This is a genomic window from Acinetobacter sp. YH12218 (genome assembly GCF_013417925.1).
GTDB lineage: Bacteria > Pseudomonadota > Gammaproteobacteria > Pseudomonadales > Moraxellaceae > Acinetobacter > Acinetobacter amyesii.
Genome location: NZ_VPDB01000007.1, coordinates 43,518 through 56,029 on the forward strand (window position 1 = coordinate 43,518; position 12,512 = coordinate 56,029).

Annotated in this window: 10 protein-coding genes; 3 read left to right on the forward strand and 7 right to left on the reverse strand. The window is 42.6% G+C overall.

Annotated features, from left to right (window positions below; genetic code table 11):
• Nucleotides 1-76 precede the first annotated feature (76 nt).
• Both gpmI and FTV03_RS03395 read left to right on the forward strand, forming a co-directional pair.
• Nucleotides 77-1,624, forward strand: coding sequence for a 2,3-bisphosphoglycerate-independent phosphoglycerate mutase (gpmI, locus tag FTV03_RS03390; RefSeq protein WP_180039931.1), 1,548 nt, complete (start codon nt 77-79; stop codon nt 1,622-1,624).
• A gap of 17 nt (nt 1,625-1,641) precedes the next feature.
• Nucleotides 1,642-2,817 carry a S41 family peptidase gene (locus FTV03_RS03395; protein WP_180039933.1) on the forward strand — a complete coding sequence of 392 codons (1,176 nt, stop codon included), beginning with the start codon at nt 1,642-1,644 and terminating at the stop codon, nt 2,815-2,817.
• Between the two features lie 22 nt (nt 2,818-2,839).
• Here FTV03_RS03395 and FTV03_RS03400 read toward each other — a convergent pair whose 3' ends face one another.
• Genes FTV03_RS03400 through FTV03_RS03410 form a run of 3 tightly spaced genes read right to left on the reverse strand, consistent with a single transcriptional unit; the run spans nt 2,840 to nt 6,510 of the window.
• On the reverse strand, nt 2,840-4,267 hold the full coding sequence (locus tag FTV03_RS03400; protein ID WP_180039935.1) for a sigma-54 dependent transcriptional regulator: 1,428 nt from the start codon (nt 4,265-4,267) through the stop codon (nt 2,840-2,842).
• A 19-nt stretch (nt 4,268-4,286) separates the two neighbouring features.
• Nucleotides 4,287-5,852 (reverse strand): PAS domain-containing sensor histidine kinase, encoded by a 1,566-nt coding sequence (locus tag FTV03_RS03405; protein WP_180039937.1) that lies wholly within the window; start codon nt 5,850-5,852, stop codon nt 4,287-4,289.
• A gap of 22 nt (nt 5,853-5,874) precedes the next feature.
• Nucleotides 5,875-6,510 carry a response regulator gene (locus tag FTV03_RS03410; RefSeq protein WP_078189449.1) on the reverse strand — a complete coding sequence of 212 codons (636 nt, stop codon included), beginning with the start codon at nt 6,508-6,510 and terminating at the stop codon, nt 5,875-5,877.
• 212 nt (nt 6,511-6,722) lie between these two features.
• Here FTV03_RS03410 and FTV03_RS03415 point away from each other — a divergent pair, with 212 nt between their 5' ends.
• Nucleotides 6,723-7,772, forward strand: a complete 1,050-nt coding sequence (locus FTV03_RS03415; RefSeq protein ID WP_180039982.1) for a serine hydrolase — start codon at nt 6,723-6,725, stop codon at nt 7,770-7,772.
• A 126-nt stretch (nt 7,773-7,898) separates the two neighbouring features.
• Here FTV03_RS03415 and thrC read toward each other — a convergent pair whose 3' ends face one another.
• From thrC to xerD, 4 genes are all read right to left on the reverse strand, one after another.
• Nucleotides 7,899-9,038, reverse strand: a complete 1,140-nt coding sequence (gene thrC, locus FTV03_RS03420; protein WP_078189447.1) for a threonine synthase — start codon at nt 9,036-9,038, stop codon at nt 7,899-7,901.
• Between the two features lie 62 nt (nt 9,039-9,100).
• Nucleotides 9,101-10,405, reverse strand: a complete 1,305-nt coding sequence (locus FTV03_RS03425) for a homoserine dehydrogenase (protein ID WP_180008061.1) — start codon at nt 10,403-10,405, stop codon at nt 9,101-9,103.
• 130 nt (nt 10,406-10,535) lie between these two features.
• The gene (locus FTV03_RS03430) at nt 10,536-11,348 is read right to left on the reverse strand and encodes a DsbC family protein (RefSeq protein ID WP_180010679.1); all 813 of its coding nucleotides are present in this window, start codon (nt 11,346-11,348) and stop codon (nt 10,536-10,538) included.
• A 96-nt stretch (nt 11,349-11,444) separates the two neighbouring features.
• Nucleotides 11,445-12,362, reverse strand: coding sequence for a site-specific tyrosine recombinase XerD (xerD, locus tag FTV03_RS03435; protein WP_180039940.1), 918 nt, complete (start codon nt 12,360-12,362; stop codon nt 11,445-11,447).
• Nucleotides 12,363-12,512: the final 150 nt, after the last annotated feature.

The following is a 12,512-nucleotide window of genomic DNA, read 5'->3' on the forward strand; positions in this document are numbered from 1 at the left end:
ATGGTTGTCACATAGAGTCTTCACCGAAAATTCGGTAAGATAGTATGATTAATTTATAAACGAAAGAGTGTTCATTATGACGGATGCAACTGCTGGCAAAATCCCACACGTATTAGTAATTATGGATGGTGTGGGTCATCGCGAAGCGGTCGAGGACAATGCCTTTTTAGCAGCAAAACGACCAAACTTGACTGCAATGCAGGAAAAGCATCCGCATGGATTGATTTCAGGCTCTGGCGAAGACGTTGGTTTACCTGATGGTCAAATGGGTAACTCTGAAGTGGGCCACATGAACCTTGGTGCAGGACGTGTGCTGTATCAAGACTTTACTCGTATTACCAAAGATATTCGTACCGGTGCCTTCTTTGAACATGATGTATTAGTCGATGCGGTTGAAAAAGCCAAAGCTGCAAACCGTGCTGTACATATTATGGGCTTGTTGTCTGAAGGTGGTGTGCATTCACATGAAGATCACATTGTGGCGATGGCTGAATTGGCATTAAAACGTGGTGCAAAAGTGTATCTTCATGCATTCCTTGATGGTCGTGATACACCGCCAAAAAGCGCACAACCTTCGCTTGAAAAATTAGATGCGCTGTTTGCTCAGTATCCGGGTCAAGGTCGTATTGCAACCATGATTGGTCGCTACTTTGCAATGGATCGTGACAACCGTTGGGATCGTGTTGAGCAAGCCTATCGTCTTTTAACTGAAGGTGAAGCTGTGCGTACAGCAGCGACTGCTGTTGAAGGTCTAGAGCAGGCTTACGCTGCTGAAGAATCAGATGAGTTTGTGAAAGCGACGCGTATTGGTGATTTAGCACCGATTCAAGATGGTGATAGCGTTGTCTTCATGAACTTCCGTGCTGACCGTGCGCGTGAAATTACCAAAGCTTTTGTGGAAAAAGATTTTGCAGGTTTTGAACGTAAAGTGGTTCCTGCTTTATCAAAATTTGTCATGTTGACACGTTACCAAGCAACAATTGATGCACCTGTGGCTTATATGCCAGAAGCGTTGCATAACTCGATTGGTGAATACCTGTCTCATTTGGGTAAAACACAACTGCGTATTGCCGAAACTGAAAAATATGCACACGTGACTTTCTTCTTCAGTGGTGGTCGTGAAGATGAATATCCGGGTGAAAAACGTATTTTGATTCCATCACCAAACGTTGCGACTTATGACTTAAAACCAGAAATGAGTGCTTATGAAGTCACTGATGAGTTGGTTGCCGCAATTAATTCAGGTGAGTACGACTTACTCGTGGTGAACTATGCCAATGGTGATATGGTTGGTCATACTGGTGTATTTGATGCAGCAGTCAAAGCGGTTGAAGCTGTAGACACGTGCTTAGGCCGTGTATATGAAGCTGTGATGGCAAATAAAGGTCACATGCTAGTGACTGCCGATCATGGTAACGTAGAGCAAATGCAGGATTACCAAAGTGGTCAGGTGCATACTCAACATACCACTGAACTTGTGCCATTTATCTATGTTGGTCCGACCCATGCAACAATTGCAGAAGGTGGTGTTTTGGCTGACGTAGCGCCGACAATGTTAACGCTTATGCACATTCCTGTACCAACAGAAATGCAAGGTCGTAACTTGATTACTCTTGAAGCTTAAAATGTAAGGAAGCATGAATGACTAAAGCACACTGGACGTCAGTTGTAAGCCTTACAGCCTTGCTGCTGTGTTCTAGTCATTCGACATGGGGAGCCGACAAAGCAAAGTCGGCTTTCGATGAGTTTGATGGCAGCTATGAACAAAGTTATGCCGAAGTACCTGTCGAATCGATTCAACAATTTGTTCAAATCTACGGCATTGTCAAAGATAATTATGTAGTTGAAAAAAATGACGATGCATTATTCCAACAAGCCATCAAAGGCATGGTCAGTGGTTTAGACCGTTATTCACGATATCTTTCACCTGAAGACTATAAGCAGCTTTTGCAATACACCGAAGGGGATATTGCGAGTGTCGATTTCAATTTGCGCTTTGATGCAGGTTTGCAGCAATGGGTCATCACCAATTTAAAGCCTGATGCCGATTCAGCAAAGCTAGGTCTGAAAAATGGCGCGGCGGTGTTTAAAATTGATGATCAAGAACTCAAAAAACTCAATCAAGATCAAGTGCGACACCTACTCACCGGCAGTATAGGCTCAACGCTGAATCTACAGCTGATAACTGCAAGTCAACCGATCAATTTGGTCAGAAACACTAAAGTTGAAACAGATATAGAATCTAAATTATTAAATAATCAGGTTTTAGTTTTACACGTAAAAGTTTTTCAACAAGATACTGCCAATGAAATTAAGCGTTTAATTGAAAGTCATGGTTCGCGTGTCAAAGCCGTATTGTTTGATTTAAGAAATAATCCTGGGGGGTTACTGTCCGCAGCAGTGGAGTCCGCCGATTTATTTTTGAATCAGGGCATTATTGTGTCGACTCGAAGTCGATCTGAGGGTGACCAACAGTTTCAGGCTTTACCGAGTTTTGAATTTCAAAATATGAAAGTTGGTATTTTAATCAACAATCGTTCTGCTTCTGCCGCAGAGGTCTTTACCGCAGCATTAAAAGAGCATAAACGTGCATGGGTAGCGGGTGAGAAAAGTTATGGTAAAGGTGTGGTTCAAAAACTATTTCCATTGAGTAATGGTGCGGCTTTACAAATGACTGTGTCGCAATATCTGACACCGAATGGCAAAATGATTGAAGGAATTGGGGTGCAGCCAGACTATAACTATCCGCTGCAACATGATGCACGTGAAGATCACTATGTCGATCATGTTGCAGAGTTATTGCTGAATCAAAAATAAACAGCAATACGCTGGAAAGCTTTTACTCTTCGTCTTCGGTATCTAAACCGAATTTTTTCAAACGATAGCGCAATGAACGGAATGACATGCCTAATTTTTTTGCGGCAAGGGTTCGGTTCCAGTGGGTGATGTTCAACGCATTCATGAGCACTTCTTTTTCGATATTTTCTAAAAAGAGCTCTAAGCCTTCTTCAGGTAGTTTGCGAGGGACCACACTCTGTTCGTTGCTGTTTGCACCTAGCTGAGCGGATTCATTCGTTGTTGGAGCGGAATTGAACTGAGCACTTGGTTGTCTTAATGGCGCACTTTGCAGATGTTGAAGATCAATCTGATCATCATCGCAGAGGGTCATAGCGCGTTCGATAATATTGCGGAGTTCACGCACATTACCTGGATAATATTGGCTGAGCAGGAAACTCTTCGCACGTTCAGTTAGAGGCCTAGTGGCAATTTCCCATTCATGGCTAATTTTTTGAATAAAATGTTGAGCCAATAAGAGGATATCGTCGCCACGTTCACGTAAGGCAGGCAACACTAAATCCATCACATGGATGCGGAAGAATAAATCTTGGCGGAAGCGACCTTGTTGGACGAGTGCTTCTAAGTCCTGATGGCTGGCGCTGATCACACGGAAATCAACGTCAATTTCACAGTCTGAACCTACAGGACGAATACGTTTTTCCTGTACTGCGCGTAGCAATTTAACTTGCATGGCTAAAGGTAGTTCGGCAATTTCGTCCAAAAATAAGCTACCGCCATGTGCAGATTGAATCAGACCTTGTTTGTCTTGGGTGGCACCACTAAAGCTGCCTTTTTTATGGCCAAAAAGTTCACTTTCCATTAACTCTGTGGGAATTGCCCCGCAGTTAATGGCAATAAAGGGTCCTTCATTACGGTTGCTTAAACGGTGAACCAAATTGGCCACGACCTCTTTACCCGTACCAGATTCACCCGTAATAAAAACAGGTGCTTGTGAACGTGCAATTTTCTTTAGAGTTCGACGCAATTGCTGGATTGGAAGCGATTCACCAATCAACATTTTATGTTCTAAAGCATCTTGCGAAGTAATGTCTTCGGCCAATGGCTTATTCAGGGCTTTTTGTAGCAGTTGTTCAAGATGTTTGGGATTGATCGGTTTGCTGACAAAATCGAATGCTCCCGCCTTTAATGCGGCAATGGCAATGTCCATGTTGCCATAGGCTGTAAGCACAGCAACGGGTAGGGCAGGACAGTGTTCATTCATCCAATCTAAGAGCTGTAGACCATTACCATCGGGTAAGTTGAGATCGGTTAGGCAGGCATCGTAGCTATAGGTAGACAAGGCTTTTTTAGCTTCGTCGAGGCGATGTGCAACATGCGTTTTAACCCCCATCCTTGATAAAGACATCTGCATCAGCATACATAAGTCTTCTTCGTCATCAACTAACAATACCAGTGGTTGTGAATCCACAGTTTTCCCCTAAAAACAATTAAATAACAGCTTGTAAGCACTCAATCCTAAAGCAAGCTCCCTGTTTTTGTTCTACATAGGAAAGCTGTGCTTGATTCGCTTCACAGAAGCTATGAGCAAGATATAATCCTAAACCAGTTCCAGTAATTTCGGTACTAAAAAATGGTTGAAATAACTGTGCGCGGTTTTGTAAAGCAACCCCATGACCGAAATCTCGGACATCGATCTGGACTTTTTTCTGATCCGTACGCGCCACCACTTCGATATACGACATGTCCGGATTGTTATGGCGAATCGCATTACGAATTAGGTTGATTAAAATTTGTCTGAACTGTGCCTCATCAAAATCGATTAAAGTCTTGGCTTGTACATTGAGCCGAATGTTCTGTTGAATGTCTGCCAGATCTTCTTGCAGGAACAACGGTAAAAATTGCTCTAGATTCAGACGAGTCGGATGGGTTTCCTTATTGCGCACCATATTTAGGGTGTCTTGAATAATTCGGTCAATCCGCACCGCTTGACGTGAAATCATATGATTCAACATGTGCTGTTGTTCGGTATCACTTTGCGGATATAAATCATTGGCATGCACAATCGCCGCTAAAGGATTACGAATTTCATGTGCAATACTGGCGGAGAGTTGCCCTAAAGCGGCTAATTTTAGTTGTTGCACTTGCTGATTGAGTTTTTGTGCATCTTGTAAAATCAGCAAGGTCAGCATTTGATGCGGCACAACGAGTTTTTGTACGAGTACCTGAATGTGGTATTGGCTTTGTTGGGATTCAAATTGGAATTTTTCACCGCTTTTTAAATCTTCAAATTTGAGTAATTCAAATAAATCGGGCTGCGTGGTATACAGTGGATATTGATCATGATGATAAAAATTTGGCATGCCGAGTAAATGGCAAGCAGCAGGATTACTCAGCACCACATGACAGTTTTCATCCAACACCAAATAGCCCGTATCAATCTGCTCCAAGATATAGCGGTTAATGTTTTGTAGTCGATGTAGCTCTAAGGATTGCGAAAAATTCAGATTTTCTAGTAACTGGAAACGTTTCACGGCAATTTGCGCACTGCCATACACCACACAAAATAAAAAAGCCAAAATCGCACTGTTGGTTAAATTTTTGAGTGAGGTAAATTCAAGAATTGAACCTAAAAACAGTTGATACACCACGCAAATCACAGCGATGAGGGTGATGACCAAAGCTTTTTGGGCATCTAATAACAGGGATGCTGCAAAAATCGTAATCACAAACAGCAAACTCAAATGTAAATTAGGTCCATCGATGGCTAAGGTCAGTAAGCTCAGCGAAATGACATCTACAATGAATAACAGTAGTAACTGGTTTGGGATCCGGACTTTGAAACGTCCAAGTGACATGAATTGAATGCTGGTAAACAGCAAATAAATCGTCAATACATATAGGTATAAACGTGGGTATTCATAATCTGAACTGAATTGAGTGTAGGTCAGTAAAAAGACCAGTAACAGACAGGCACTGATGATAAAGCGATAAGCACTGTACCAAAGGCCCAAATGATACTGGTTCAATTCACTATGGATTGAACGCTGTGTCATAAGTAACAGGATGTACGTTGTGTTAAGGTTTGATTAACCCGTAGCGAATCGCCAAGTGAGTTAGTTTGACATCACTATCAATATTCAGTTTTTCAAAAATGCGGTAACGGTAGGTGTTCACTGTTTTAACGCTAACGAATAATTTATCGGAAATTTCTTGTGCGCTAATACAATTGACCACCATCATGGCAACTTGCATTTCACGCTCAGACAGGGCGTCAAAAGGTGATTGTTGGGTATCAGACAAATATGAACTGGCCAGTTGTTCCGCAATGTCTGCACTGAAATATTTGCCACCTTGCATCACTTTATTAATCGCACGGACCATTTCAGTGACTGGTGCACCTTTGGTGATATAGCCTTTGGCACCTGCTTTTAACAATAAAGACGGATAGGGTTCTTCAGCAAGTCCACTGACTGCGAGGACTTTTGTATCTGGCGCTGTTTGAAGTAGGCGACGTGTGGTTTCTACACCCCCGATACCTGGCATATTGACATCTAATAAAACAACATTTGGATGGTGTTGGCGAACAAGTGTAATCGCATCTTCACCAGATTCGGCTTGTCCAATGACTTGGACATCTGCATGGTCTTCGAGCATACGGCAAATACCAGTACGGACTAATTCATGGTCATCTACCACCAAAACTGTGATCACCTACACTCTCCCTCAAATCAAAATCTGTTTTTTTTGTTACATAAAGCAAAATAAGCTTGCAATGAAACGACAAAATTAGCAATCCTATTCTTATATGAAATGAAAAACTTCATACACAATGTGTGAGCAAAAAATGTTCGTAGTTGTGACCAATGTACGGCATATTGCTGGTCTTGCGCAAATGTTTAGTATCCTGAGTTGAGTGAGCAATGGTGAAAAAATTAAATAAATCCTTCATGCACGTTTTGGGCATGTCAATTTTATTCAGTATGAGCAGTTTCAGTTCTGCTGAAATTGTGATGAATAGTGCTGCAAATCAGCAGTCAAATATTAGCTGGTCATCTGAAGATGCAAACCAGTTACTCAACGGTGACGTGTCTTATAGCGCTGAAGAGCCATCTCCTCAAGGGTCAACGAAAGTGACTACTTCTGTACGTAGTACAGGCGGTGTGGTACAGACAGCACCATCGAAAACGGTCCGTATTATTGATACCAATCAATACGCAGGACAGCCCTCTGTAAATGCGCGTGCAGCACTGGTTATGGATGGTCAAACTGGTGAAGTGCTATATAGCAAAAATAGCAATACCGCTTTACCGATTGCATCAATTACCAAACTCATGACAGCAGTAGTGATTTCAGATGCCCGATTAAACATGTCTGAAAAGATTACCTTACAACAGGCTGATTTTTCATGTTCAGGCTGTAAAAGTTCAAGTTCAACGCTGCGTGCTGGCGACAGTATGAACCGTGCAGAAGCTTTGCTATTTGCTTTGATGAAATCTGAAAACCCAGCGGCTTCGGCATTAGCACGTACTTATCCAGGTGGTCGTTCTGCATTTATTTCAGCGATGAATGCGAAAGCACGCTCATTAGGGATGAATTCGACACATTATATGGAATCGACAGGTTTGCACCCTGGTAATGTCGCTTCGGCACGTGACTTGGGGATTTTGGTGAATACCGCTTCGCAGTATGGTTTGATTCGTCAATTTTCAACCACACCAAGTTATGACTTTAATTTGGGTTACCGCGTATTGAAATCAAACAATACCAATGCGTTAGTGCGTAATGGTGGTTGGAATATTAATATTTCAAAAACAGGATTTATTAATGAAGCAGGGCGCTGTGTTGTGATGCATACCACACTGAATAACCGTCCAGCGGTGGTGGTGTTATTGGGTGCGGATTCTTCAGTGGCACGAACCAATGATGCGACTCGTTTAATGAACTGGGCGAGCCAGTTACCAAAACGTATTTAACAAGATTTCAGATTTTTCATTCTTTCAGTATTTAGATTTACTCAACGTTTAAATGCTGAAGTGAATGCAAGATATAAAAAAAGCCCTGCAAGAGCAGGGCTTTTTTTTATTCAGTCAGCATATAAATTACATATTTGACAGAATTGAATCACGAACTTGATCCATAGTTGCATCAATCGACAACATTACGGCATCTTGGCATTGCTTGATGGCAGTGTCAGGATCTTTTAAACCGTTACCTGTTACAGTACATACGATCACAGAACCTTCAGCAATTTTACCTGCTTTGATGTCACGAATCGCGCCACCGATAGAAGCTGCAGAAGCAGGTTCTACGAATACACCTTCGTACATAGATAGTAGACGCTGTGCTTCTAAGATTTCAGCATCTTGCAGTTCGTCAAACCAACCTTCTGAGTCGCGGACTACGGCTTTAGCATGGTTCCAGCTTTGTGGATTACCAATACGGATCGCAGTTGCTACAGTTTCAGGGTTTTCTACAGGTGCGCCGCGTAGGAATGGTGCCGCGCCAGCAGCTTGGTAACCCACCATTGTTGGTAGACCCGCAGGTTTTGGACCTGTGAATTGATCAGTTTCAGGATCATAAACTACTTGTACAAATTCTTCTTTAGGCTGATTCGCCACAGCTTCGGTATAACCCATCCAATGTGCTGTGATGTTACCCGCATTACCTACAGGTAGGCAGTGGTAGTCTGGTGCACGACCTAATTCGTCAACGATTTCGTAAGCAATGGTTTTTTGACCTTGCAGACGGTATGGGTTGATTGAGTTTACAATCGTAACTGGTGCTTGATCCGCAACTTCTTTTACAAGACGCATACCGTCATCGAAGTTACCGTGGATTTGCATCGTTACTGCGCCATACATCATCGCTTGTGCCATTTTACCCATGGCAATTTTGCCTTCTGGGATTAACACGAATGCTTTAATACCCGCACGTGCAGCATACGCCGCTGCGGCAGCAGATGTATTACCTGTAGAGGCACAAATAATCGCTTTTGAGCCTGCTTCCACTGCTTTTGTTACGGCCATGGTCATACCACGGTCTTTAAATGAACCAGTCGGGTTTAAGCCCTCGTACTTCACATAAATTTCAACATTTTTGCCAATAATGCGTGGAATGTTCTCAAGCTTAATCAGTGGCGTATTACCTTCGCCCAAAGAAATTGCGCGAGTAGTTGCAGATACGGGTAAACGGTCGCGATAGCGGTCAACTAAACCAGTATAACGATTGGCATTAGACATGATGATGTTCCAATTGTGTGTAGAGCTTGGCGAGAGGAACTGAAATATTCCCCTCGACCCGATTAATTATCAAGCGATTCTAAACGAATTCGTACAATTTCGCCATGAATGACAGGCAATGCTTGAATTTGTTGAAGGGCTTCATCCATTTTAGATTCTTTGACTGGATCAGTCAGAATCACGATAGGAATAAGGTCTTTTAAGCGCGGCTGTTGCATGATCGCATCGATGCTGATTCCTGCACGGCTTAAAATCGTAGTGACATCAGCAAGAACGCCAGTTTGATCTTCGGCATTAATACGGATGTAGTATCCTGTGGTCATTTCTTCACGTGGAAGAATTGGTAAATCGGTCAGTGCTTCAAAAGCAAGCTGTGGAATTGTACCTGCGCCATCTTCGGTATATGAGATGTCACGGACAATATCGACAACGTCAGCAACCACCGCTGATGCTGTCGGGCCTGCACCTGCGCCTGCGCCATAGTAAAGCGTTGGACCAACAGCATTGGCTTGAACCAATACAGCATTTTTAACGCCATTTACATTGGCAATCAGTTGGTCTTCAGGGATCAGCGTTGGATGAACACGAAGCTCAATACCCGTTGCAGCACGACGTGCAATACCTAAATGTTTAATACGGAAACCAAGGTCTTCTGCATATTTGACATCTTGCGCAGTGACTTTGCTGATGCCTTCAGTGAAGACTTTGTTAAACTGGAGTGGGATACCAAAAGCAATAGAAGCCAGCAATGTTAACTTGTGCGCTGCATCGATTCCTTCGACGTCGAAAGTTGGATCTGCTTCGGCATAACCGAGTTCTTGCGCTTCTTTGAGAACGTCTGCAAAGGCACGACCTTTTTCACGCATTTCAGTCAGGATAAAGTTACCTGTACCGTTAATAATACCTGCAAGCCAGTCAATTTTATTGGCTGCCAAACCTTCACGGAGGACTTTAATAATTGGGATACCGCCTGCGACAGCTGCTTCATAAGCAATCTGAACGTGATGATCATCGGCCAATTTAAATAATTCATTGCCGTGTTCAGCTAATAAAGCTTTGTTGGCTGTAACCACTTGTTTGCCATGAACGATTGCTTCACGAATTACTTCATACGCAGGGTGAATGCCGCCCATAACTTCAACCACAACGTCTACATCGGGTTGACGGACGATATCTAATAAATCAGCACTTTGCTTCACTGAAGCAGGTAGTTCTAAATCAGGACGAGGGCGACGCGTACCCACATGGGTAATTTCAATTTCACGACCGGTGCGACGTTTAATCTCAGCAGCATTTTCTTTTAGTAGTTTAAGGGCACCACCACCCACAGTACCAAGACCGAGGATTGCCAGACGAACTGGTTTCACGTCACACTCCATTTATTTCATCATTGCTTTAAGTGAGTTTAGATCATAGCTAAAAAAACGTTCGGACTCTAGGGTAGAAATCACTTTATTCCCACCCATAAAAAACATTCATTTAGCCTATAAAAATTAGTTATTTAAGCGCACTTTCAAGTTCGGAAGCCGACATGTAAGCACCGATGTGTTTGCCTTCTGCGTTATAGATCGCTGGCGTACCATTCACACCAATATTTAGACCCATTTCATACATGCTGCGCACTGGGTTTTTACATGATGCTGGCTCGATTTGCTCACCGGCAATGGCTTTATCAAATGCGGCACGACGGTCTTTGCTACACCAGATAGTTTCCATCATTGGCATGTGTTGTTCACCACGTGGCCAAGCGATGTAACGGACTTCAATGCCACGGGCATTAATATCATCCATTTGTTCATGTAACTTATGGCAATAAGGACAGCTGACATCGGTAAACACATAAACCACGTGTTTGGTTTTACCTTTGGCTTTATAGATTAGTAAGTCTTCGGTTTTTAATTGATCAAATAGTTTTTTGTTGGCGTCTGCTTGTAGCGTATCGCCTACATTAAAGAGTTGTTTTTCACCCAAACGAACCACGTCGCCTTGGAAAATGTATTTACCATCAGCTGTAGCATAGACTGCAGGCATGCCTTCAAAACTCACCCAAAACAAATTAGGAACTTCAGTCGCTTTCACCCCAGTGACTTTGGCATTGATATTGGCTTTTTGCAAATTGGATTGCAAAGTATCAATTAAACGCTGCTGAGCATTACGTTCAGATAAATTCGAAGCTTCACCAGTTGCAGGTGTACTTGCCGTTAATGTCGCGTCTTTCTTTTCGTCATTATTTGAATTAGAACAAGCCACTAACGCCATACTGGCAACAAGTGTCGATGCGAGAAAAATTTTTGAACGGGTAAATAACATAAACAACCCTTTTCTTTTAGCTTTATCAAACAGGTGAGTAAGCATAGCAAAAAATATCGGCCACGATAGAACTTCTTGGTCTGATATTTCCTGCCGTTAAGCTCTCGGATGATAGTCTGCATGTAATTTTTGCATACGAATCTGCGCGACATGGGTATAAATTTGCGTGGTAGACAAGTCACTGTGGCCGAGCAGCATCTGCACTACACGTAAGTCGGCACCGTGGTTGAGCAAATGCGTGGCAAAGGCGTGGCGTAAGGTATGTGGTGATAATTCGGCTTGAATGCCTGCAATGAGCGCATAGCGTTTAATCGCGTACCAAAAGTTTTGGCGACTCATCATTCCACCGAGTTGAGTGAGAAATAAAGCATCGGTTGCGCTTTTGTATAAGACGGGGCGCGCTTCGGCTAAATATTTCTCGATCCATTCCACCGCCATTTGACCTAAAGGGACTAAGCGTTCTTTATTGCCTTTACCGGTAATTCGTAAATAGCCTTGTTTCAGATTGATCAGTTCTAATCTTAAATTTAATAACTCAGAGACACGTAAACCACAGGCATACAGCACTTCGAGCATGGCACGATCACGTAGACCCAATGCGGTGTTGAGGTCTGGGGCATTAATCAGGGCTTCAACATCTGCTTCAGATAAATCCTTTGGTAGGGCACGACCCAATTTGGGTGTTTTATGGATTGCAACAGGATTGTCACTGCGTATTTTTTGTTCACGCAAGAACTTGAAAAATGAACGCAGTGCAGAAAGTGAGCGGGCGATCGAGCGAGGGCTTTTTCCTTGTTTAGTCAGGCTAAGCAAGACATCTGAAATGTCGTCACTGCTCCAATCAGTCATGACATGCGTATGACACCCACTGCATTGAATTAAATCAGATAAATATGCATTTCGAGTGTGTGGACTGACGGTTTGAGCTATTAAATCATCACGATATCCGTGTAAAAAACTGAGTGATTCTGGAATTTGGACAGGGGTTGGAATACGTGGTTTTTTATTTAACATGTGCTGCTCATTTTCGAAATTAAACCAAGAAATCACAATGGTTTAATGCAATGTAATTTAAAAAAATAGTCGTGTCGATGCTAGATTGTTAAATGAGAATTGAAATCGAATCCGATTTGTTAATTATTCTCATTTGTTTGTATAATATTC